The organism is Actinomycetospora sp. NBRC 106378 (assembly GCF_030269685.1).
Classification (GTDB): domain Bacteria; phylum Actinomycetota; class Actinomycetes; order Mycobacteriales; family Pseudonocardiaceae; genus Actinomycetospora.
On the sequence record NZ_BSTT01000009.1, the window covers coordinates 147,576 to 169,870 of the forward strand.

General features: G+C 76.4%; 17 protein-coding genes. 8 read left to right on the top strand and 9 right to left on the bottom strand.

From position 1 onward, the window contains the following. Nucleotides 1–40: 40 nt before the first annotated feature. Nucleotides 41–1,246 (top strand): MFS transporter, encoded by a 1,206-nt coding sequence (locus tag QSK00_RS20070; RefSeq protein ID WP_285593356.1) that lies wholly within the window; start codon nt 41–43, stop codon nt 1,244–1,246. A 49-nt stretch (nt 1,247–1,295) separates the two neighbouring features. Here QSK00_RS20070 and QSK00_RS20075 read toward each other — a convergent pair whose 3' ends face one another. Then, a complete protein-coding gene (locus QSK00_RS20075; protein WP_285593362.1) occupies nt 1,296–1,613 on the bottom strand; it encodes an MGMT family protein in 318 nt (105 codons plus the stop codon). A 57-nt stretch (nt 1,614–1,670) separates the two neighbouring features. On the opposite strand from QSK00_RS20075, the gene QSK00_RS20080 reads away from it, so the two are divergent. After that, entirely contained in the window at nt 1,671–2,066 is a 396-nt protein-coding gene (locus QSK00_RS20080) for a DoxX family protein (RefSeq protein WP_285593364.1), read from the top strand. 4 nt (nt 2,067–2,070) lie between these two features. Here QSK00_RS20080 and QSK00_RS20085 read toward each other — a convergent pair whose 3' ends face one another. Continuing rightward, nucleotides 2,071–3,141 carry a DUF1206 domain-containing protein gene (locus QSK00_RS20085; RefSeq protein ID WP_285593368.1) on the bottom strand — a complete coding sequence of 357 codons (1,071 nt, stop codon included), beginning with the start codon at nt 3,139–3,141 and terminating at the stop codon, nt 2,071–2,073. Between the two features lie 149 nt (nt 3,142–3,290). Between QSK00_RS20085 and QSK00_RS20090 the strand changes: the two genes are divergently transcribed. From QSK00_RS20090 to QSK00_RS20115, 6 genes are all read left to right on the top strand, one after another. Beyond that, the gene (locus QSK00_RS20090) at nt 3,291–6,539 is read left to right on the top strand and encodes an ATP-dependent helicase (RefSeq protein ID WP_285593370.1); all 3,249 of its coding nucleotides are present in this window, start codon (nt 3,291–3,293) and stop codon (nt 6,537–6,539) included. An 8-nt stretch (nt 6,540–6,547) separates the two neighbouring features. After that, a complete protein-coding gene (locus QSK00_RS20095) occupies nt 6,548–9,955 on the top strand; it encodes an ATP-dependent helicase (protein ID WP_285593530.1) in 3,408 nt (1,135 codons plus the stop codon). Nucleotides 9,956–10,218: 263 nt separating this feature from the next. After that, entirely contained in the window at nt 10,219–11,196 is a 978-nt protein-coding gene (locus QSK00_RS20100) for a pirin family protein (RefSeq protein WP_285593372.1), read from the top strand. A 149-nt stretch (nt 11,197–11,345) separates the two neighbouring features. Continuing rightward, a complete protein-coding gene (locus QSK00_RS20105; RefSeq protein WP_285593374.1) occupies nt 11,346–12,719 on the top strand; it encodes an FAD-binding oxidoreductase in 1,374 nt (457 codons plus the stop codon). A 66-nt stretch (nt 12,720–12,785) separates the two neighbouring features. Next, nucleotides 12,786–13,532 (top strand): FAD-binding protein, encoded by a 747-nt coding sequence (locus tag QSK00_RS20110; RefSeq protein WP_285593377.1) that lies wholly within the window; start codon nt 12,786–12,788, stop codon nt 13,530–13,532. Between the two features lie 52 nt (nt 13,533–13,584). Beyond that, the gene (locus QSK00_RS20115) at nt 13,585–14,307 is read left to right on the top strand and encodes a hypothetical protein (RefSeq protein ID WP_285593379.1); all 723 of its coding nucleotides are present in this window, start codon (nt 13,585–13,587) and stop codon (nt 14,305–14,307) included. Between the two features lie 5 nt (nt 14,308–14,312). Here the strand turns inward: QSK00_RS20115 and QSK00_RS20120 are convergent, their stop codons facing one another. From QSK00_RS20120 to QSK00_RS20150, 7 genes are read right to left on the bottom strand one after another with little or no spacing between them, the layout of a single operon-like run. After that, on the bottom strand, nt 14,313–14,705 hold the full coding sequence (locus QSK00_RS20120; RefSeq protein ID WP_285593381.1) for a DoxX family protein: 393 nt from the start codon (nt 14,703–14,705) through the stop codon (nt 14,313–14,315). Nucleotides 14,706–14,710: 5 nt separating this feature from the next. Further along, the gene (locus QSK00_RS20125) at nt 14,711–15,331 is read right to left on the bottom strand and encodes a GntR family transcriptional regulator (RefSeq protein WP_285593383.1); all 621 of its coding nucleotides are present in this window, start codon (nt 15,329–15,331) and stop codon (nt 14,711–14,713) included. Beyond that, nucleotides 15,328–16,929 (bottom strand): ATP-binding cassette domain-containing protein, encoded by a 1,602-nt coding sequence (locus tag QSK00_RS20130; RefSeq protein ID WP_285593385.1) that lies wholly within the window; start codon nt 16,927–16,929, stop codon nt 15,328–15,330. Before QSK00_RS20130 ends, QSK00_RS20125 begins: the two co-directional genes overlap by 4 nt. Further along, nucleotides 16,913–18,739, bottom strand: a complete 1,827-nt coding sequence (locus tag QSK00_RS20135; RefSeq protein WP_285593387.1) for a gamma-glutamyltransferase family protein — start codon at nt 18,737–18,739, stop codon at nt 16,913–16,915. Before QSK00_RS20135 ends, QSK00_RS20130 begins: the two co-directional genes overlap by 17 nt. After that, nucleotides 18,736–19,626 carry an ABC transporter permease gene (locus QSK00_RS20140; protein WP_285593389.1) on the bottom strand — a complete coding sequence of 297 codons (891 nt, stop codon included), beginning with the start codon at nt 19,624–19,626 and terminating at the stop codon, nt 18,736–18,738. The genes QSK00_RS20135 and QSK00_RS20140 overlap by 4 nt, the downstream gene beginning before the upstream one ends. Next, nucleotides 19,623–20,579, bottom strand: a complete 957-nt coding sequence (locus QSK00_RS20145; RefSeq protein WP_285593391.1) for an ABC transporter permease — start codon at nt 20,577–20,579, stop codon at nt 19,623–19,625. Before QSK00_RS20145 ends, QSK00_RS20140 begins: the two co-directional genes overlap by 4 nt. Beyond that, nucleotides 20,576–22,195: an ABC transporter substrate-binding protein gene (locus QSK00_RS20150; protein WP_285593393.1), complete on the bottom strand. Its 1,620-nt coding sequence runs from the start codon at nt 22,193–22,195 to the stop codon at nt 20,576–20,578. The genes QSK00_RS20145 and QSK00_RS20150 overlap by 4 nt, the downstream gene beginning before the upstream one ends. Nucleotides 22,196–22,295: the final 100 nt, after the last annotated feature.

Sequence of the window (22,295 nt, forward strand, 5' to 3'; positions counted from 1 at the left end):
GGGCGCGACCGGCCGCGCGGACTGCTTAGGGTGGCGAACGATGAGTGCCCAGGCGGAGGCCCCGCCCACCCACCTCGGCCGACCCACCGTGCTGCTGCTCGCCGTGGTGTGCGGCGCGGCGGTCGCGAACATCTACTACGCGCAGCCGCTGCTCCCCGTCGTCGCGCAGGCCTTCGGCGTCGGCGAGGGCACGGCGGGCTACCTCGTCACGGCCTCGCAGATCGGCTACGCGCTGGCCCTGGCCTTCCTCGTGCCCGCGGGCGACATCCTGGAGCGGCGCCGGCTGGTCAGCACGCTGCTCGCGCTCACCGGCGTGCTGCTGCTGGGCGCCGCGGCCGCACCCACGCTCGGGGTGCTGCTCGGGGCCGTGGCGATCGTCGCCGTGACCTCCGCGGTCGCGCAGATCGTGGTGCCGATGGCTGCGTCGCTGGCCGACGACGCGAACCGCGGGTCGGTCGTCGGGACCGTGATGAGCGGGCTGCTGGTCGGCATCCTGCTCGCCCGCACCGTCGCCGGTCTGGTCGCCGAGATCGGCGGCTGGCGGCTCGTGTTCGTCCTCGCGGCCGTCGTCATGGTGGTACTCGCGGCGCTGGTGCGGCTCGCGCTGCCGAAGGTCGCGGTCGCGGCCGAGGCGTCGTACCCGTCGCTCCTGGCCTCGGTCGGCTCGATCGTGCGCCACGACTCCCTGGTCCGACGGCGGATGCTGCTCGGCGGCGTCGGGTTCGGCTGCTTCACGATCCTGTGGACAGCGCTGTCGTTCCTGCTCGCCGCACCGCCCTACTCCTACGGGTCGGGCGTCATCGGACTGTTCGGGCTCGCCGGCCTCGCCGGGGCGCTCGCCGCGATCTGGGCGGGCCGCTTCGCCGACCGCGGGCACGGGCGGCGAACCGTGACGGTCGGCCTGGTGCTGCTGCTCGCGAGCTGGGGGCTGCTCGCGCTCGGCGGCGCGTCCCTGGTCGCGCTGATCGCGGGCATCGTCGTGCTCGACCTCGCCCAGCAGCTGCTCCAGATCAGCCACCAGCACGCCATCTACGCCCGTCGCCCGAACGCCCGCAGCCGCGTGACCAGCGCCTACCTGGTCTCGGCGTTCATCGGCGGCGGGATCGCGTCGGCCCTGACGTCGGGGCTCTACGCCACCGTCGGCTGGGTCGGGGTGTGCACGCTCGGAGCGGTGGCGGCCCTCGTCGGGCTCGGGGTGTGGGTCCTCGAACTGCTCCGGCCGGCGCCGACCGAGCCGGTCGGCTGAGACCCGTCGTCGGGGGCCTCGAACGGAACGAACGACCCGTTCGTGGCTTCTAGGTGCACGAACGACCCGTTCGTTCCGGCTCCGGGAACACGTGTCGCTGGTCCTTCGCCGCGCGCGCGTCGACGACGAGGACCCCCTCGAGGGTCAGACGCCGGATCTGCTCGACGGCGATGTGCGGCGCCGGGATCCCGGTGGTCCGCAGCACGCGGTGCCACGGGACGTCCGCGCCGTCCTCGCGCAGGACCGTGCCGACCACCCGGGCCGACTTCTCGCCCGCGGCGGCCGCGACGTCGCCGTAGCTGCACCACGAGCCCTCCGGGATCGACGCGACCACCGCGCGGATCCGCTCGTGCCGTTCCTCGTCCACGCCCCGGAGTCTGCGCCCGGAGTGTGCGCCGCGGGCCCGTGGGGGCATCCGGCGGCCATGACGACCACGCCCCTGCAGGACGCCGCACGAGTGGGCCTCGGCACGTTCCTGGCCGGCGCCGGGCTCTCGCACCTGACCGTCGCGCGCCGGGGCTTCCGGGCGCAGGTGCCCGACTTCGTGCCCCTGGAGGTCGACCGTACCGTGGTGCTCTCCGGCGTCGCGGAGATCGCGCTCGGCACCGCGCTCGCGGCGCTCCCGTCGCAGCGCCGGCGGGTCGGGACGCTCGCCGCCCTGTTCTTCACCGCCGTGTTCCCGGGCAACGTCGCACAGTGGCGCCACCGTCGCGACGGGCTGGGCCTGAACTCCGACCGCACGCGGTTCCTGCGGCTGTTCGCGCAGCCGGTGCCGATCGCGGTCGCGCTGTGGTCGACCGGGGTCGTGCCCCGGCGCTGAGGAATCAGGCCCGGCGCGCGTAGGCGTCGACGAAGCAGTAGACGCCGTAGGCGGCGAGCCCCCCGCTCACCCCGACGAGGGCCACCGTGCCGAACGGTCCGGCGCCCTCGATGAACCACATCGCCTGGGTGAAGCCGCCCGAGTGCCGCGCGTCGCCGGTGATCGCGGCCTCCGCGAAGAGGATCCCGACGGAGCCGGTGAGAGCGGCGCGGGCGAGGTTGCCGTAGGTCCCCGCGATCCGGGCGACCACCCGCAGCCGCGGGGTCAGCCGCGCCGCGTGCAGGTCGCCGAGGTAGGTCGCGTTCAGTCCGGTCCAGCACATCCCGACGGCCATCCCGAGCGCGATCGCGGCGGCCACGCCGACCGCGACCCGCCCGGCGGGGAGCGCGAAGATGCTCGTGACCAGGTCACTGACCCCGTGCGGGGCGGACGGGGCGGGCGGACCACCGGGCGGCGGCCCCCGGAACGGACCGATCGCCGGCGGGAACGCGAGCGACGCCATCGAGAACATGGCGATGGCCTTGCCGGCGGCCCCGCAGCGCTTGCGGAACCGCTCGCCGCCCTCGACCCACCGGAAACCGACCAGGGCCGCCCGGGTCTGCCACACCCCGAAGGCGACGAGCCCCAGGATCGACAGCCCGAGCAGCGCCGCGCCGACCGGTCCGATCCCCGCGATCACCGCGATCGCGCCCTGCTGGTCGGCGTGCACGGTGCTGCTCCCGCGCATCAGGACGACGGCGAGGCCCGCCAACAGCAGGTGCAGCACCCCGTAGGTGATCAGCCCGCCACGTCCGAGGAGCTCGACCCCGTAGACCCCGGCGTCGCCGGACGGGTTCGTGGCGGAGCTGAGCACGCCGCGGAGTCGGGCGCGCACCGCCCGCCGGGTGCCGCCGGGAGCGGTCTCCGGCTCGGCCGTCTCCGGCGCCGTGGTCTCCGGCGCCGTGGTTCTCGGCGCCGCGGTCTCCGGCGCCGCAGGTGCCGCGGGCAGCGGGTGGATCGGCGCGGCCTCCGACGCCGCCGGCAGCGGATGCGCCGACGGGGCCGGCGCGCGACGACTGCGGACGAGGGGTGGCACGGCGCTCCCGGGCAGGACGACGGGGCGGCGCCCCCGCGGGCCGCGTGTACCGCCAGGATCCCCGCGGGCACCGCGGACCACACGCACCCGGAGCTGAAGATGTGCGCCCGTGCCCGAGGCTGTCGGGGGGTCGTGGTTCCCTCGGGGACATGACGGTCGAGTCGGCTCCGAGACTGCTGCGGTCGGCCACGCGGCTGCCCGCCGATCTCCTGCTCGACGACGGGTCGCGGCGGGTCCTCGAGCACCGCGCGGGCTTCCTGCGGGTCCTCGGCGGCCCCGGGACGGGGAAGACGACGCTGCTCGCCGAGCGGGTGGCGCGGCTGCTGCACGCGGACCCCGACGCCGGGTCGCTCGTCCTGGTGGGCGACCGGCGGTCGGCCGCCGCGCTCCGGGAGCGGATCTCGGCCCGACGGCGGGTGCTGGCGGGCGAGGCGGGCGGCGGGCTGACCGCCGCGCGCGAGCCGCTGGTGCGCAGCGTGCACTCCTACGCCTTCGCCGTGCTGCGCCGGCACGCCGCCCGACAGGACCAGGCGCCGCCGCGGCTGCTGCCCGGCGCCCAGCAGGACGCGATGGTGCGCGACCTCCTCGCCGGGGAGGCCGCGGGGGTGGGTCGCGCCTCGGGGTGGCCGGCCCGGCTCGCGCCCGCCCTCGAGGCGCCCGCGTTCGCCGCCGAGGTGCGGGACCTGCTGCTGCGTGCCGCCGAGCGCGGGCTCGGGCCGCGGGAGCTGCGGGCGCTGGGCAAGGAGCACGACGTCGCGGTGTGGGTCGCGGCGGCGCGCTTCTACCAGTCCTACGAGGAGGTCACGCTGTTGCGGGCGGCCGCGGGCTCCGCGAACCCGCTCGCCTCGGCGCCGCCGCTGGACGCCGCGGAGCTGGTCGCGGCGGTGCTCGACGCGTTCGCGCAGGACCCGGGGCTGCTCGAGGCCGAGCAGGCGGCCGTCCGGCACCTCGTCGTCGACGACGCGCACGACATGGATCCCCAGCAGCTCGAGCTCGGCCGGGTGCTCGGGCGCAGCGCCACCACGTACCTGCTGGCGGGCGACCCCGACTCGTCCGTGCTCGGGTTCCGCGGTGCCGCGCCGGGCCTGCTGCGCGACGCGGATCCGGGCGGCGACGCCACGGCGGTGCTGCACGTCGACCATCGCGGCACCCGGGCGGTGCGCGACGCGGTGGCGCGGGTGATCGAGCCGCTCCGGGGCACCGGTCCGGCCCGCCGCCGCACCGGCCCGGCGGGGGAGGACCCTGAGGGCGGGGCGGCCACGGTCTCGGTGTTCGCCACGCCGGGTCACCAGGCGGCCTGGGTGGCCGACACGCTGCGCCGCGCCCACCTCGTCGACGGGGTGCCGTGGTCGCGGCTGGCGGTGGTGGTCCGGTCGGTGCCGCTGTCGCTGCCGCCCCTGCGCCGGGCGCTGCTGGCCGCCGGGGTGCCGCTCGCCGTTCCCGCCGACGACACACCGCTCGCGGCCCTGCCCGCCGTCGCGCCCCTGCTGACGCTGCTGCGGGCCGCGTCCGCGGCGGCCGTCGCGCCGCCCGCCGAGGCGCTGGACGCCGACACCGCTCTCGGGCTGCTCGTGTCCCCCCTCGGCGGGGCCGAGCCGCTCGGGCTCCGCCGCCTGCGCCGGGGCCTCCTGCGGCTGCACGAGGGCGGTGGGAGCGGGGAGTCCCGCTCCAGCGACGAGCTGATCGTCGACGTGCTGGCCGACCACCTGGCCGGCCGGCCCGACCGGCTCACGCTGCTGCCCGACGGCGACGTCGGGCCGCTGCGGCGGATCGCCCGGCTGCTCGCCACCGCGGTGGAGGCGATCCGCGCCGGGCAGAGCGTGCCCGACGGGGTCTGGTCGGTGTGGTCGGCGAGCGGGCTGCAACGGCGCTGGGTCGCGGTGAGCGAGCGCGGCGGGGTGGCCGGCGCCCAGGCCGACCGCGACCTCGACGCCGTCGTCGCCCTCGTCGAGCGCGCCGGCCGCTACGCCGAGGAGCTGCCGGGCGGCACCGTCGCCGGGTTCGTCGCCCAGGTCGACGAGCAGCGCATCCGCAGCGACTCGCTCGCGCCCCGCGCACCCGACGGCGAGGCGGTCGCCCTGCTCACCGCGCACGCCGCGCGCGGTCGGGAGTGGGACGTCGTCGTCGTGCCCGACGTCCAGGAGGGCGTGTGGCCCGACCTGCGCCGTCGCGGCACGCTGCTCGGCGTCGAGCGGATGATCGACGTGCTCGCGGGTGTCCCCGACGACCCGGCGCTGTCCACCCGCGTGCCGCTGCTCGACGAGGAGCGGCGACTGTTCGCGGTCGCCCTGTCGCGGGCCCGGCAGGCCGTCCACGTCGGGGCGGTCGAGGCCGAGGACGTCACGCCGTCGCGGTTCCTCGACGACGTGGCGCCCACGGTGTCGGTCGACGACGCCCCGCGCCCGCGGGTGCGGCCCCGCCGCTCCCTCGTGCTCGCGGAGCTGGTGGGCGACCTGCGCCGCGCGGTCACCGACCCCGACTCTGACCCGGCACGGCGGGAACGCGCCGCCGCGCACCTGGCCCGGCTCGCCGAGGCCGGGGTGGCCGGCGCCGACCCCGACGAGTGGTACGGCCTGCTCGAGGTGTCCACCACCGACCGGCTGCGCGAGGACGGGGCACCGATCGCGGTGAGCCCGAGCGCGGTCGAGACGATCCTGACCTGCCCGCTGCGCTGGGCGCTGCAGGCGCACGGCGGCGACGACTCGGACTCGCTGGCCTCGGTCACGGGGTCGCTGGTGCACGCGCTCGTGCAGCGCGCGGCCGAGGGGGCGGGCGAGCGGGAGCTCGGGGAGGCCCTGGACGTGGCGTGGGCGTCGGTCGACGCGGGGGCGCCCTGGTTCTCCCGCCGCGAGCTGGCGAACTGCCGGTCGATGCTGCGCTCGTTCCTGTCCTGGCGCGACGCGTCGCGGCGGGAGCTGACCGAGGTCGCGGTGGAGGAGTCGGTCGCCGCCCGGCTCGCCGAGGGCGTCGCCATCCGGGGCCGGGTCGACCGGCTGGAGGTGGACGACCGGGGCCGCCCCGTGATCGTCGACGTCAAGACCGGCAAGTCGCCGATCAGCGCCCCGGCCGCGCAGGAGCACCCCCAGCTCGCGGTGTACCAGCTCGCCGTGGCGCTGGGGGCGTTCAGCGAGGTCCTCGCGGGGCCGTCCGACTCCGCCGCCCGCTCCGTGCCGGGCGGCGCCCGGCTGATCTACCTCCAGCGCGACGGCGGCGAGGCGAAGACCCGCGCGCAGCCGCCGCTCGACGAGGAGGGTGTCGAGCACTGGCGCGAGCAGGTCGCCACCGCGGCCCGCCTGACCGCCGGTCCGCGTTTCGTCGGGCAGGAGAACGACGCCTGCCCACGCTGTCCGGTGCGCACGGCCTGCCCCGTGCACACCTCGGGGAGGCAGGTGCCGTGACCGGCGTGATGAGCGGGCTGATCGACCCGATGGAGCTCTCCGAACGGCTCGGGCTGCGGCGCCCGACCGACGAGCAGGCCGAGGTGATCGCGGCGCCGTTCGCGTCGGCGCTGGTCACCGCAGGGGCCGGCTCGGGCAAGACCGAGACGATGGCGGCCCGCGTGGTGTGGCTGGTGGCCAACGGCGTCGTCACGCCCGACCAGGTCCTCGGGCTCACGTTCACCCGCAAGGCCGCCGGGCAGCTCGCCGACCGGATCCGCAAGCGGCTGCGCCGCCTCGCGTCCGACCCGTTGCTGGACGAGATCGACCCCAGCGGTGAGCGTCGCGTGCTGGTGCGCACCCTCGAGCCGACCGTGTCGACCTACCACGCCTACGCCGGACGGCTGCTCACCGAGCACGGGCTGCGGTTGCCCACCGACCCCGGGGCCCGGCTGCTCTCGCCCACCGCGTCGTGGCAGCTCGCCCACCGCGTGGTCTCCTCCTGGGCCCGCGACCTCGACACGTCGCTGATCCCCACCACCGTGACGCAGTACGTCCTCGCCCTGGCCGGGGAGCTGGGGGAGCACCTGGCCGACCCGGACGCGCTGCAGGCGCACACCGAGGCGCTGTGCCGGGTGATCGAGTCGACCCCGCCGGCGAAGCGACAGAAGGCCGCGGTGCCGCAGAGCCTGGTCAAGATCGTCGAGCGTCAGCGCTTCCGGGCGGCGCTGCTCCCGCTGGTCGCCGAGCTCGCCGCCCGCAAGCGCGCCGAACGGTGCCTCGACTTCGCCGACCAGATGGCGGCCGCGGCCCGGCTGGCCGACGAGCACCCGGAGGTGGGGCAGGCCGAGCGCGGGATGTTCCGGGCGGTGCTGCTCGACGAGTACCAGGACACCGGCCACGCCCAGCGGATCATGCTGCGGGCGTTGTTCGCGGGGGACGAGGCCACGGCGGTGACCGCGGTGGGCGACCCGTTCCAGTCGATCTACGGCTGGCGCGGCGCGAGCGCGGCCAACCTGCCCCGGTTCGTCACCGACTTCCCCCGGCCCGACCCGGACGGCGAGTGGGTGGCCGCGCGCCGCTTCGGGCTGCTCACGAGCTTCCGGAACCCGCCCGAGGTGCTCGGCCTCGCCAACGGGGTCGTCGAACCGCTCCGCGAGCCGCGGGCCCTCGACGGGGTCGGTGAGCTGCGGGCGTTCGCCGGGGCCGCGCCGGGCGACGTGCGGGTCGCGCTGCACCCCGACGTGCTCGCCGAGCGCGCGTGGATGGCCGACGCGGTGGCCGACCGGTGGCGGGCGGCGCTCGACGCGGGCGAGCCGGCGCCGACCAGTGCGGTGCTCGTCCGGCGTCGTGCCGACATGACCGAGATCGCGGCGGCCCTGCGTGACCGGGGGCTGCCGGTCGAGGTGGTCGGGCTCGGCGGGCTGCTCGACGAGCCCGAGGTGCGCGACCTCGTCTCGGCGCTGCGGCTCGTCGTCGACCCGCTCGCGGGCGGCGCGGCGGTCCGGCTGCTCACGGGGGCGCGGTGGCGGATCGGCGGAGCCGACCTCGCCGCGCTGTGGCGGCGCGCCCGCGAGCTCGCCGCCCCGCCCACGCCGCCCGACCTGCCGACGGCCGCCGCGCCCGACCCGATCGCCGACGCCCTGCCCGGTGAGCACGCCGAACGGGCCGGGCTGGTCGACGCGCTCGACGACCCCGGGCCCCCGGCGCGCTACTCGGCCGCCGGGTTCGCCCGGATCACCCGGCTCGCCCGCGAGCTCGCGGGCCTGCGACGCCGGGTGACGGCGCCGCTGGTCGACCTGGTCGCCGACGTCGAGCGGACCCTGCTGCTCGACGTCGAGGCGGTCGCCCGTCCCGGCGCGGTGGGCCGGGCGCACCTCGACGCCTTCGCCGACGTCGTCGCCGACTTCTCCGGCGGCGCCGCGGCCTCCGGCGGCACGGCGACCCCGACGGCGCTGCTCGCCTACCTCGACGCCGCCGAGGACGCGGAGGACGGCCTGACGCCGGGGGAGGTCGACGTGGCCGCCGCCTCCGATCCGGCGCTCGGCGGCACCCGGGTCCAGGTCCTGACGGCGCACGCCGCGAAGGGCCTGGAGTGGCAGGTCGTGGCAGTGCCGCACGTCTGCGCCAAGGTGTTCCCGGGGCCGAAGCTCAGCGGCTCGTGGCTGACGACGATCCCGTCGCTGCCGGTCGACCTGCGCGGTGACCGGCCCGACCTGCCGGCGCTCGACGTCTCCGGGGTCGGCGACCGCAAGGAGCTCACCGACCGCCTGGACCGCCACGAGCAGGAGTTCGACGAGCGGCGCCTGGTCGAGGAGCGGCGCCTGTTCTACGTCGCGCTCACCCGGGCGGAGCGGACGCTGCTGGTCTCGGGCCACTGGTGGGGCGAGTCCGGGAGCACGCCGCGGGGGCCGTCGGACTTCCTGCAGGAGGTCGGGACCCTGGCCGGGACGGTCGGCGCGGTCCTCGACACGTGGGCCGACCCGCCGGAGGAGGGCACGGACAACCCGCTCGCCGAGACCGTGCGCGCCGAGGCGTGGCCGATCGACCCGCTGGTCGGGCGACGGGAGGCGGTCGAGGAGGGCGCGGCGCTGGTCCGCGCCGCTCGCGAGCGTGCGGCCGAGGTGCCGGCGGACGACCCCGACACGGACGGTTGGGCCGCCGACGTCGACGTGCTGCTCGCCGAGCGGGCCGCCACCCGGGAACGGCACGCCCGCGTGCTGCTGCCCCCGCAGCTCTCGGTCAGCCAGCTCGTCGACCTCGCGGCCGACCCCGACGCGCTCGCCCGGCGGCTGCGCCGGCCGGTGCCCCGCCCGCCCGACCCGCGCGCCCGCCGCGGGACGGAGTTCCACGCGTGGGTCGAGCGGTGGTTCGCCCGCACCGAGCTGCTCGAGTTCGACGAGCTGCCGGGCGCGGCGGACGACGCGGCCGACGACGACGCCGAGGCGGCCGCCGACCTCGCCGTGCTGCAGGACCGCTTCACCGCGAGCCGGTGGGCCTCGCGCAGCCCCGTGGCGGTCGAGGTGCCGTTCGAGACCGAGGTCGAGGGCACGTTGGTGCGCGGCCGGATCGACGCCGTGTTCGCCGACCCCGACGGCGGGGCCACGGTCGTCGACTGGAAGACCGGCGCACCACCCGGCCCGGAGGCGATGCCGGCCCTGTCGGTCCAGCTGGCGGCCTACCGGCTGGCGTGGGCGGCGCTCACGGGCACGCCCGTCGAGCGGGTCCGCGCGGCGCTGCACTACGTCCGGGACGACCGCACCGTCACCCCGGCCGACCTGCTCGACGCCGCCGGGCTGCGCGCCCTCGTGGCGAGCGTGCCGGTGGAGGTCCGCGAACCCGTCGGCGACGACGTCGTGCGCGGGGCCGACTTCGCGGACGACGAGGCCGATCCCGACACCACGGACTTCGACGAGGGCGACCCGGAGGTGCGCTGACCTCGCCGACCTTGCTGACCGTGCTGACCGTGCTGACCGTGCTGACCGTGCTGACCGCGAGAGTTACATGAGGCAGGTCCCGGGGTCCGCAGACCTGCCTGATGTACCCCTCGCGCAGCGGGCCAGGGGCGCGCTGACCGCGGGGGGCACGTGAGGCCGGCCGGACCCGCCCTCGGATCTGCCTGATGTGCAGCCCACGGCCCGGGCGGGTCGTCGTCCGACGCTGCTGGCCACCACGGCGCCACGAGGGGGATGATCGTGGGGTGAGCAACGTCGAGACGGCACCCGACGAGGTCCTCTGCGACGGCAGCGAGGCCCCCGACGCCGCGGTGGAGATCCTGAGCCCGCGCGAGGTGCCGCTCGGTGGGCCGCGGGCGATGACGGTGCGCCGGACCCTCCCGCAGCGGCAGCGCTCGCTCATCGGCGCGTGGTGCTTCCTCGACCACTACGGCCCCGACGACGTGTCGGTGTCGGGCGGGATGGACGTCGCTCCGCACCCGCACACCGGGCTCGCCACCGTGAGCTGGCTGTTCACCGGCGAGGTGGAGCACCGCGACTCCCACGGGGTGCACGCCATCGTCCGGCCCGGAGAGCTGAACCTCATGACCGGCGGCCACGGCGTGTGCCACTCGGAGGTCTCCACCCCCGACACCACGGTGCTGCACGGGGCGCAGCTCTGGCTGGCCCTGCCCGACGCGCAGCGCGACACCCCCCGCGCCTTCGCCCACCACGCCCCCGACGCGGTCGACCTCGTGGGCGCGACGCTGCGGGTGTTCCTCGGCGAGCTCGCCGGGATCAGCAGCCCTGTCGAGACGTTCAGCCCCCTGCTCGGCGCCGAGGTGCTCCTCGAGCCGCACGCGACGGTGACCCTGGACGTCGACCCCGCCTTCGAGCACGGCGTGCTCGTGGACACCGGCCGTCTCGCGATCGGCGGGCACCCGGTCGCGGCGGCCGAGCTCGCCTACCTCGCGCCCGGTCGCGAGCGGATCGAGCTCACCAACCCCGACGACGAGCCGGCCCGGCTCCTCCTGCTCGGCGGCACGCCCTTCGGCGAGCAGATCGTCATGTGGTGGAACTTCGTCGGGCGCTCTCACGACGAGATCGCGTCGTTCCGGGCCGCGTGGGAGGACGACCCCGAGCAGCGGTACGGCCACGTCACGGGCTACGTCGGCCGGGACGGCTCCACCGCACGCCTGCACGCCCCCGCGCTGCCGAACGCGACCATCCGTCCCCGCGGTTGATCCGCACACGGACCGTGAGGTCCGGCTCGTACTCTCCGTGACAGATCCAGCGCAGAACTGCGTCTTGTGTCACGCAGAGTGTGCTCTCTACGGTCGATGACAGCGATCACTCACCCGAGTGACACTGATGCGATCACGGAGAGTTCGACATGACCGAGCTGTTCACTCCCACCGTCTCCGCCTCCCTCGACCTCACCGAGCTCCGCAGAGCCGTGACCGGACCCGTGTGGGATCCGGGGGACGTCGCGGTCGTCGCCGAGCTCGCGGGCTTCAACCTCGCGCCCGTGCACGAGCCGGTCGGCGTCGTGGGGGCCACCGACGCGCACGACGTGGCCGCGGCCGTGCGCTGGGCCCGCGCCCGCGACCTCGGCGTCGCGGTCGTCGCCACCGGGCACGCCGACTTCTCCCACCGCGGCACGCTGATCGTCTCCACCCGGCGCCTCGACCGGTGCGACGTCGACCCCGCCGCGCGCACCGCCGTCGTCGGCGCGGGTGTGAAGTGGGCCCGCGTCATCGAGGCCGCCGCCCCGCACGGCCTGACGGGGGTCAGTGGCTCGACCACCGACGTCGGGGTCGTCGGCTTCTGCACCGGCGGCGGCGTCGGCCCGATGATCCGCCGCTTCGGGTTGGGCTCCGACCGGGTGCGCGCGATCACGGTGGTCACCGGCGAGGGCGCGATCCGCGAGGTCGGCCCGGGCGACGAGCTCTTCGACGCGATGCTGGGCGGCAAGGACGCCGCCGGGATCGTCGTCGAGATGACCGTCGAGCTCGTCGAGGTCTCCCGCTTCTACGGCGGGGCGATCTTCTACGACGCCGCCGACGCACCCGCCGTCCTCCACGCGTGGCGGGAGTGGCAGGCGGGCCTGGGGGAGAACACCACCACCTCGATCGCGATCCTGCGGATGCCCGACCTCGAGGCGGCGCCGCCGCCGCTGCGCGGGCGGACGGTCGTGCACCTGCGGGTCTGGCACCTGGGCCCGGAGATCGAGGGCCTCGAGGTCCTCTCGCCGATGCGCCGGGTCGCCACGCCGATCGTGGACATGGTCGACGAGCTGCCCTCGGCGGCGATCGACGCGGTGCACTGCGACCCCACCGACCCGATGCCCTCCTGGATCACCGGCGGCCACCTCCGCGAGATCACCGCGGAGACCATCGACACGGTCCTGGAGATCGCCGGGCCGCAGCGGGAGCTGCCGGTCATCATCGTCGAGCTGCGCCAGACCGGTGGTCGGGGCGTGCGCGGCACGCAGGGGGTCGCGGCCCGGGCGCCCTACACGGTCGGCGTGGTCGCGCCCATGGTGCCGGCGCTGGCCGAGGTTGTGCCCGCGGTCGGGCTCGGCCTGGTCGACGCCCTCGCGGCGTGGTCGACCGGCACGGTGCCCGCGAACTACGCCTCGCCCGAGACGATCGCCGCCCGGCCGGGGGCCTGCTGGGACGACGACGGGCGGGCCCGGCTGGCCGCGGTCGTCGCCCGGACCGACCCCGACGGCGTGCTCGGCGGCCGACGGCTCGGGCTGCGCTGAGCGGAACACCGGCAGAGGAACACAGAACACAGGGACACGGACCGGATCGGACGACGGGGGGACGTCATGACGATCGATCCACGCGAACTGCCCGCCCGGCGCGTGCTGCGCGCCGGGCGGGCGGGTCGGGCCGCCGCGGAGCTCGAACCGCTCCTCGACGGCCCGGTGTTCGCGCCGTACACGATCGACGCCGCCGTCGAGCTGTGCGCCGACCCGACCGTCGGGGCGCTGCCACGGCTGCTCGCGGTGGTGGGGGCGACGAGCACCGACGACGTCGCCGCGGCGGTCGGCTGGGCCGGCGCGCACGGGGTGCGGGTCGCGGTCGTCGACTCCCGCCCCCATCGCCCGCCGCTCGCGGTCGGACCGACGGGAGCCGCGGTGCGCCCGCTGATCGTGGTCACCCTCGGCCGCCTCGACCGGGTGCACCTCGATCGGGGGGCACGGACGCTGCGTGCCGGGGTCGGTGCGTCGTGGGCGGCGGTGCACCGGGCCGCCGCCCGCGACGGTCAGGGCCCACGGGCCCTGCTGTGCCGGCCCGGCCTGGTCGCCCACGGCGTCGGGACGGTGACGAGGCGGGCGGTCGTCCTCGTCACCGGCGACGGCACGGTGCACCGGCTCGCGGCCGGGGTCGGGGACCCCGACCTGTGGTGGGCCTACCGGGCGCGGCCCGAGCGCGTCGGTGTCCTGACCGAGGTCGTGCTCGACCCGTGGGACGCGGCGGCCCTGGCGCGGCGGTCGCCGTGGAGCGCGGGCGACCGGATGCGTTTCGCGGACGTCGTACGCCGACACGACCCCGACGCAACACTCACCTGATCGGACGGGGAATCCGGATAACCCTTCCGGGTCGGCGAACGATGCACCGGGCGTGACCATCAGTCCGCGTCCGCACCGTGGCGACGCCGCCGGCCGCGTGGCCCGTGCGGCCCTCGAGCTCGGCGAGCTCGTGCACGGTCCGGTGCTCGCGCCCCACACCGCCGACGCCGCCGTCGAACTGCTGCGCACCGTCTCCCTCGGGCGTCCGCCGTCGCACCTGGTGGCCGTGGTCGGGGCCACCGGCACCGCGGACGTCGTCCACACCCTGGCCTGGGCGAACGCGCACGACGTCGAGGTGGTCGTCCTCGACCCGCACACCGCGCAGCCGCCGAGCCGCTCCGGGCGGCCGACCGTGGCCCTCTCCCTCGCCCGCGCCGACCGCGTCGTCGTCCGTGACGGCCTGGTGCACGCCGGCGTGGGCGCCTCCTGGGCGCAGGTCCGTCGGGTGGTCGCCGGCGGTGGTGGCACGGTGCGCGTCCCGCGCCGCGGCGACACCGTGGCCGACGCCCCCGGCGCGGGTGGTCTGCGCGGGGTCACCCTGGTCACCGGCGACGCCGTGGTGCACGAGCTGGCCGGCGCCCACCCGGACCCCGAGTTGTGGTGGGCGTTCCGGTGCCGCCCGGAGGCGGTCGGGGTGGTCACCGAGGTCGTCCTCGACGCCGACGGAGCGGGCCCGGCCCTGCTCGCCGCCGACCCCGCGGACACCGACGAGGCCCGCTTCACCGCGCTCGCCCGCCGTCACGATCCCGCCGGGGTCCTCGGCCTCCCGGCCTGACCTGCTCAGGAGTCGGCGCGCACCCGCAGGGCGTGGGTGATCATCGGGTACTGCAGCGGCAGCCGCCCGAGGGCCACCGCCTGCCACGGCCACGGGCGGCGTCGCCAGTCCCACGCCATCTGCACGTTCGCCGGGAAGACCGCCAGGAACAGCCCGACGGCGGCGGTCGCCCCCAGCCGCCGCGTCCGCGGCACGGCCACCGCGGTCCCGACGGCGAGCTCCACCACCCCGCTGGCGTAGGTCCAGAACCGCGCCTCGCCCGGGATCCAGGGCGGGACGAGGGTGTCGAACGGCGCCGGCGCGGCGAAGTGCAGCACCCCCATCCCCAGCAGCGGGTACGCGAGCAGCGCTGCGGACGTCTCGGGCGAGGGACGACGGCGGCGACGCAGGAGGGCCATGACGATCACGATAGGCGCGACACGCTGCGGCGGGACGCCCGCACGTGGTCACCCGTGAGCGTCGCGGCGCGCTCGGCGTCGCGGGACCGGACGGCGTCGACGATCCCGGCGTGCTCGGCCCAGGACTCGGCGGCCCGCACCCGCACGTCGGAGGCGTAGAGCCAGCGGACGGTGCCCGAGAGCTGCTGCTGCAGCGCGACGAGGGCGGGGTTGCCGCTCGCCCGGGCCACCGCCAGGTGGAAGCGGTCGTTGAGCTCGGGGAGGACGTCGAGTCGTTCGTCGGCCAGCGCGGCCCGGCCGTGGGCCACGATCACCTCGAGCTCGATGAGCGCGTCCTGCCCGGCGCGCTGCGCAGCCCGCCGCGCCGACGTGCGTTCCACGGTCTCCCGCACCTCGAACAGGTCTTCGGCCTCGTCGGCGGACAGGCTCGCGACCCGCGCGCCCCGGTAGGCCTCGACGACGACCAGCCCCTCGCTGGCGAGCACCCGCAGCGCCTCCCGCACGGGGACGCGGGACACGCCGTAGCGCTGCGAGAGCCGCGCCTCGACCAGGCGCTCGCCGGGAGCGAGCGCCCCGCCGACGATGTCCGAGCGCAGGCGGCGCGCCGCCTCCTCGGTGGCGTTCACGCCGCTCGCCCGGGCACCGCCGCCAGCAGCTCCCGGGTGTACTCGGCCTCCGGCGCCTCGAGGACCCGGGCGGCCGGGCCCTGCTCCTCCACCCGGCCGCTCCGCATCACGACCACGCGGTCGGCGATGCGCCGCACCACCCCGAGGTCGTGGGAGATGAACAGGTAGGCCAGCCCGAGCCGTTCCTGCAGGTCCTCGAGCAGCCGCAGCACCTGGTCCTGCACGAGGACGTCGAGCGCCGAGACGGCCTCGTCGCACACGACCAGCTGCGGTTCCAGGGCCAGCGCGCGGGCGATCGCCACCCGCTGACGCTGACCCCCGGAGAGCTCCCGCGGCACCCGCCGGCCGGTCGTCGCGGGCAGGGCGACGGCGTCGAGCAGCTCGGCCACGCGGGCGCCCCGGCCGTCGTGGCCGTGCACCCGCAACGGTTCCGCGATCAGCGAGGCGACCGTCCACGTCGGGTCGAGCGACCCGAACGGGTCCTGGAGGACCGGCTGCACCGCGGCGGCCACGGTGCGACGCTCCGCCCGGTCCAGACCCGAGCGCACCCCGGTCTCCCGGCCGTCGAGCCGGACCGTACCCGACGACGGGGCGAGCAGGCCCAGGGCGATCCGCGCGGCGGTCGTCTTCCCCGATCCCGACTCCCCGACGACGGCGGTGGTCGTGCCGGGGGCGACGGCGAACGACACGTCGTCCAGGGCGTGCACCGTGTGCCCGCCCCGCAGCCGGAACCGGTGGGACACCCCGTCGAGCTCCAGCACCGGGGCCGTGTCCGGGAGCGCCCCGGCCACCGCGCGGGGCGCCCCGGGGGACAGCCCGGGGGAGGCGTCGATGAGGGCGCGGGTGTAGTCGTCGGTGGGCGAACGCAGCACGCGGGCCGCGCCGCCGGCCTCGGCGACGCGTCCGTCGCGCAGCACGACCACGCGGTCGGCGCGCTCCGCGGCGAGCCCGAGGTCGTGGGTGACCAGCAGCAGCGAGGTGCCGGACGACGCGGTCAGCTCGCCGACGAGGTCGAGGATGCGCCGCGCGACGGTGACGTCGAGCGCGGACGTCGGCTCGTCGGCCAGCAGCAGCGCCGGCCGGCAGGCGAGCGCGATCGTCACGAGCACCCGCTGACGCATCCCGCCGGAGAGTTCGTGCGGATACTGCACGGCCCGGCGGGCGGGTTCGGGGATCCCGGCAGCGGCCAGCAGGTCGACGGCGCGCCCGCGCGCGTCCCGCCGGCTCTCGGCCAGGCCGTGCGCGCGCAGCGCCGTCGCGACCTGCGTCCCCACCCGTCGCACCGGGTCCAGCCCCGAGAGCGGGTCCTGCGGGACCAGCCCGATCCCCGCGCCGCGCAGCTCCCGCAGCCGTCGCGGACCCGCCGTCGTGATGTCCTCGCCGCGGAAGCGCACCGACCCGGCGGTGACCCGCCCGCCGGCGGGCAGCAGGCCCAGGACGGCGAGCGCGGTCGTCGACTTCCCCGACCCCGAGCCGCCGACCAGGGCCACCCGCTCGCCCGCCCCGATCGTGAGGTCGACGCCGTGCACCACCTCGTCGTCGCCGAACGCGACCCGCAGACCGCGCACCTCGAGGACCGGCTCACCGTCCGACGGCATAGCCCTGCATCCCCCTCGGGTTGGCGGCGCCCCACAGCACCCCGCGGTCGCGGTCGATCCCGACGGCCGAGAGCCGCCCCAGTGCCCAGTCGCCGGCGCGGGTGACGCGGTGGCCGCGCCGGTCCAGCTCGGCGATCACGTCCTCGCCGAGGCGGTCCTCGACGGTCGCGTTCGCGGGCTCGCGGTCGCGCGGCCAGAACGAGCCGGGCGACGACGTCGTGTGCAGGGCGGGGGCGTCGATCGCGGCCTGTGGTGACCACCCGCCCGCGAGGGTGCGCAGCAGGTACAGCAGCTGCCACTGGTCCTGCTGGTCGCCCCCGGGGGAGCCCAGCGCGACGACGGGGCCGCGGTCGTCGAGCACCAGCGTGGGCGTCAGCGTGGTGCGCGGTCGGCGGCCCGGGGTGAGCGTGGAGGGCAGGCCCTCCTCCAACCACGTCATCTGCAGTCGCGTCCCGAGGGCGAAGCCGAGCTCCGGGACGGTCGGCGACGACTGCAGCCAGCCTCCGGACGGGGTCGCGGAGACGATGTTGCCCCACCGGTCCACCACGTCCACGTGACAGGTGTCGCCGCGCACTTCTCCCGTCGCTGCGCTCGCCTGCTGCGTCTCGCCCGCGAGGGTCACCGTCGGCTCGCCCACCGCCGACCCCGCGCTGACCGCCGGGGCCGAGCCCGCCGTCGCGAGCTCCGCCATCCGCGGCTCGCGCCCGCCGACCCGGCCCGGCCGGACGTCGGCCGAGGCCTCGTCGCCGATCAGCGCCCGCCGCGCGTCGAGGTAGGCGGGGTCGAGCAGCTCGTCGACGGTCACCGGGGAGTCTCCGCCGAACCACGCCTCCCGGTCGGCCTGCGCGAGCTTGATCGCCTCCAGCACGCGGTGGGCGCCCTCGCCGGTCGCCGGGTCGGGCGGGTCCGGCTCGAGCAGGGCCAGCATCTGCAGCAGGGCCGGGCCCTGCCCCCAGGGCGGGGTCTTCGCCACCCGGTACCCGAGGAAGGTCCCGACGAAGGCGTCGGTCACCGAGGCCCGCCAGCCGGCGGAGTCGGCGACGGTCAGCACCCCGGCGTGGTCGGTGCCCGAGGAGTGCCGGTGCGGTGCACGGCAGAAGGCCGCGATCGCCTCGGCGACGAAGCCCTCGGCCCACACCTCGCGCACCGCGTCGACCCGCGCCGCGCGGGTGGGGCCCTGCGCGGCGGCGGCGAGCCGGTCGAGCGTGTCGGCCCACGCGGGGTTGCGCAGCACCGCGCCGGGCGCGGGGGGACGGCCGTCGGGCAGCCACAGCGCGGCCGAGGAGGGCCAGTGGTCGCGGAACAGGTCCGCGACCGCCCCGATCGTCGAGCCGATCCGCCCGACCGCCGGGAAGCCGTCGCGGGCGTAGCCGATCGCGGGGCCGACGACGTCGCCGACCTCCCAGGTGCCGTGGTCGCGCAGCAGGAGCAGCCACGCGTCGGTGGCGCCGGGGATCGCCGCGGCCAGCGCCCCCGCACCCGGTACGCGGTCGAGGCCCTCGTCGCGGTAGCGCGCCGCGGAGGCGGCCGCCGGGGCGGGTCCCTGGCCGTCGAGCACCCGGGGAGTGGGGTCCTCCGCCGTCGCGAAGATCGCCGTCAGGTCGCCGCCCGGGCCGTTGAGGTGCGGCTCGACGACCTGCAGGACGAAGGCGGCCGACACCGCGGCGTCGAAGGCGTTGCCGCCGCGCTCCAGCACACCCATCGCGGTCGCCGAGGCGGCCCAGTGGGTGGAGGCGGCCATCCCGACCGTGCCCTCCAGGGTGGGCCGGGTGGTGAAGGCGGGTTCGCGGGTGAAGCGGGGGGAGGTCATCGTCGGGCTCCCGTGGCGGGGTCGAGGCGGTCGCGCAGCGCGTCCCCGACCAGGTTGAACGCCAGGCAGAGCAGCGCGAGCACGACACCGGGCAGCACCGCGGGCCACGCGGTGCGGTACAGGTACTGCTGGGCGTCGGAGAGCATGATCCCCAGACTCGAGCCCGGCGGCTGGATGCCCAGCCCGAGGAACGAGAGCACGGCCTCGCCGAGCACCACCTGGGGCAGGATCACCGTCGCCTGCACGACGATGGTCGACGCCGCGTTCGGGAGCACGTGCCCGAGCAGCATCCCCGGCGCGCGGGCGTCCATGGCGCGCGCGGCGAGCACGAAGTCGGTGGCCCGCACCCGCAGCGTCTCGGCCCGCACCGTGAGGGCCACGTGCGGGACGTAGGCCAGTCCCAGCGAGATCGCGGCGCCGCCCAGGCTCGGGCCCTGCACGGCCGCGAACCCGATCGCGAGCACGAGGAACGGGAAGGCGAGCATGACGTCGGTGATCCGCGCGATCACCGGGTCGAGCCGGCGCCACCAGCCGGCGGCCAGCCCCAGCAGCGTCCCGAGCACCACGCTGACGGCCACCCCGATCGCGGCGACCTGCAGGGAGCTGCGCAGGCCGTAGAGGGTGCGGGAGGCGAGGTCGCGGCCGAGGTCGTCGGTGCCCAACGGGAACCCGATCGTCAGCGGCACCTGGAAGGGCAGGGCGAAGTGGACCTGGGTCGGCGGGTACGGCGCGAGCAGCGGGGCCCCGACGCCGGCGAGGACCAGCACGACGACGAGCGCGCCGCCGACCGCCCCCGCCGGGTCGGCCCGGAGGGCCGCCCGGAGTCGGGCCCCGCGTGGCCCGCGGGGCTCCTGCCGCGCGGACGCGGCCGTCACGACGGCGGTCACGCGGCCGCTCCCGCGACCCGGATCCGCGGGTCGACCACGGAGTAGAGGACGTCCACGAGCAGGTTGATCACGACGTAGGCCGCCGTCACCACGAGCACCACCGCCTGCACCACCGGGTAGTCGCGACTGAAGACCGAGTCCAGCGTGAGCTTGCCGAGTCCCGGCAGACCGAAGATCCGTTCGGTCACCGCGGCGCCCGCGATGAGCGTCCCGAGCTGCAGCCCGACGATGGTCGTGAGCACGACCAGGGAGTTGCGCAGGGCCACCGTCCACACCACGCGGTTCTCCGACAGGCCGGTGGCCCGGGCGGTGCGCACGAAGTCGGAGTCGAGCGCCCCCAGCATCGAGGCGCGTGTCTGGCGCAGCACCACGGCCGCCGTCGGGAGCCCGACGATCACCGCGGGCAGGATCAGGTGGTGCAGCGCCCGCAGGGGATCGGTGAGCGGGGAGACGTAGCCCGAGGCGGGGAAGGCGCCGAGCCCGACGGCGAGGTAGAGCACCGCGAGCAGGCCGAGCCAGAACACCGGGACCGAGAGCGCCGCCAGCGAGAACACCGAGGCGAGCCACTCCGGCCACCGGCCGCGGTACCGGGCGGCGAGGACGCCCGCGACGATCCCGACGGCGACCGCGACGAGCAGGGCCAGGACCGACAGCTGCAGGGTGACCGGCAGGGCCGAGAGGATCGCGTCCGACACCGGCTCGCCGGTCCGCGTGGAGGTGCCGAGGTCCCCGGTGACGGTGCGGCCGAGGAAGCGCAGGTACTGGACGACGAGGGGCTGGTCCAGGCCGAGCTGCGCGCGCACGGTGGCGAGGGTCGCCGGGTCGGCCTCCTCGCCCGCAGCCGCGAGCGCCGGGTCGCCGGGCAGCGCACGGACCCCGAGGAAGATCACCAGCGAGGCGAGCAGCAGCGTGACCACCGCCTGGGCCAGGCGGGAGGCGAGACGGCGGATCACGGGGTGCCCCCGGTCCGCGCGAACCCGGCCCGGGAGAGCCGGACGACGCCGTCGGCGAAGGTCTGCACGCCGAGCACCTCGCTGCGCGCGGCGGTGAGGTTGCGCTGGCGGTAGAGGTAGACGAGCGGGTTGTCGCGCTGCACCTGCTCGGTCGCCTGCGCGTAGAGCCGTGTACGGGCGGCGGTGTCGAACGTGGCCGCGGCGTCGGCGAGCAGGCGGTCCACCTCCGGGTCGGCGTAGTCGCCGTAGTTGGCGCCGGCCCCCGTCGTCAGGAAGCGGGTGGTGTTGCCGTCCGGGTCGATGCGGCCGGACCAGCCGAGCTGCAGCGCGGAGAAGGTGCCGTCGGTCTGCACGTCGAGCAGCGTCGAGTACTCCACGGGCTCGATCCGCAGGTCGAAGCCGGCGTCGGCGACAGCGGCCTGCAGCGCCTGGGCGAGCCGCAGCGAGTCCGCCGTGTTCGAGGTCTGCATGGTGATCGGGAACGGCACCGGCACCCCGGCCTGGGCCAGCAGCGCCCGGGCGCCCGCCGGGTCGTAGGCCGGGCACCCGACGTCGGCGGCGGCGCCGAAGTCGGTGTTCGGGGAGATCGGCGAGCAGGCCGGGGTGTACCAGCCGTTGAACACGACGTCGGCGAGCCGGGCCCGGTCGACGGCCTTCGAGAACGCGAGCCGGATGCGGGGGTCGTGGGCGAGCGGCGTGTCGTCCTCCGGTCGCTTCGGGGCGCTGTTGAAGGTGACGGCCTGGTAGCCGAGGGAGAGGGTCTTGGTGACGCGGACGTCGCTCTCGCGGGCGAGGGCGTCGACGTCCTGCGGGGAGATGCTGTCGGCCACCTGGATGTCGCCGGAGCGCAGGTTGGCCGCGCGGACGCCGGCGTCGGACATGATCCGGTAGGTGATGCGGTCGAGCGGGACCGCGGCGGCGTCGTAGTAGAGCGGGTCGCGTTCGACGGTGATCGCGGTCTGGGCGACGCGGTCGACGAACCGGAACGGGCCGACGCAGACGGGGCGCTGGGAGAAGTTCGTGCCCTCGGCCGCCAGCGCGGCGGGCGACATGATCATGCCGGCCCGGTCGGCGAGTGCCGCGGTGATCGGGGCGAACGGGCGGGCGAAGCGCAGGGTGACCCGGTCCGGCCCGTCGGCGGTGATCGTGCGCAGCGAGCCGAGCTCGGACTTGCGCTGCGACCCGGGGAGCGTGAGGTGCCGCTGCAGGCTGGTCACGACGGCGGCCGCGTCGAAGGGGGTGCCGTCGGCGAAGCGGACGCCGGTGGAGCGGACCGGGAAGGACACGGTGAGCCCGCCGTCGGTGACGGTCGGCAGGGCCGTGGCCAGCTGCGGCACCAGGTTCCCGGCCGCGTCGATGTCGAAGAGCTTCTCGCAGATGCTCGACATGACGTAGCGGGTGTAGAGCGAGCTCGACGTCGTCGGGTCCAGCTTGTCCGGCTCGGCGGACAGCCCCATGACGAGCTCGCCGCCGTGCCGGACCGCGCCGGGCGGCGCCGGGTCGCCGGGGACGTCGGCGGGGTCGACCTGCGCGCGGTTGTCGTACTGCGGCGCGACGCAGGCGGCGAGCAGGACCGCCACGGCCGCGAGCAGCGCGGCGAGGAGCGTCCGGCGCATGACCGCCCCCGATCGTGTACGCGGTATACCGAGTGGTCCGTACCTGAGGGAACCCGATCGGGTGAGTGATCGGAAGGGGCGCGGTGTCACGAGCACGTTT